The organism is Paraburkholderia caledonica NBRC 102488 (genome assembly GCF_000685095.1).
Classification (GTDB): domain Bacteria; phylum Pseudomonadota; class Gammaproteobacteria; order Burkholderiales; family Burkholderiaceae; genus Paraburkholderia; species Paraburkholderia caledonica.
Map to the genome: position 1 here is coordinate 1 of NZ_BAYE01000061.1, position 891 is coordinate 891.

Genomic DNA, 891 nt, shown 5'->3' on the forward strand with positions numbered 1-891 from the left:
GCAAAGCAACGGGGATCGAGCTGACCCGTTCTCGTGCCTATAAGAAGAACGATCAGGCGTGGGTTGAGCAGAAGAATGGCTCCGTCGTACGTCGTCTCGTGGGCTACGGCAAGTTACGAGGTCTTGAAGCCACTGAAACGCTTGCCTCTCTTTATCAAGTGTCACGGCTGTACATCAACTTCTTTCAGCCGTCATTCAAATTGAAATCGAAGACTCGTCACGGCGCCAAGGTAACGAAGCGCTATGAAGCTCCGTTGACGCCGCTTGAACGCGTCCTGCGGTCCCCATCTATTCCCGAGACGACTAAACGTAGCCTTCGCGCGCGGTTTCGTAGGCTCGATCCGTTGGATTTGTTGCATCGGATTCGCGAAGCACAACAGCGGGTTGCGCAATGCAGCGCTTCCGGTGGTCTGCCCGCGCCGGCGACGACAGCAACCGAGGTCCCGCTCTCGGATTTCCTGTCGAGTCTCGGGACAGCGTGGCAGGCCGGCGAGATACGACCGACGCATCACCGCAAAGCGCGCGTCCCACATGACTGGCGTACTCGGGAAGATCCGTTCGAAAATACCTGGCCCAAGATACTGGAATGGCTCGAAACCGAGCCCAACATTACAGCGAAGCAGCTATCTGAGCGCCTCACCGCGATGGCTCCCGCCCTGTATTCCGGCGCTCAGCTGCGCACCCTGCAGCGCCGGGTAAAAGTGTGGCGCGCAGATCGAGCGAGGGAACTGGTGACCCGAATACTCAGCGGCGCCGACACCGAAGTGGTGAAGGCTGACGCTGCTACGCAGCGCCAGCCTTCACCAACAAACGATTCGTCGGTGACAATTAGCCGGGAGTAACATCATCCCGTGAGGCAACACGACCGGCCGTGCTGCTTGACGCTGTCTA

Annotated in this window: 1 pseudogene; it reads left to right on the plus strand. The window is 58.8% G+C overall.

Annotated elements, in window-relative coordinates:
- Window positions 1–842: pseudogene (locus BCA01S_RS38680) on the plus strand (transposase); the annotation flags it as partial.
- Window positions 843–891: the final 49 nt, after the last annotated feature.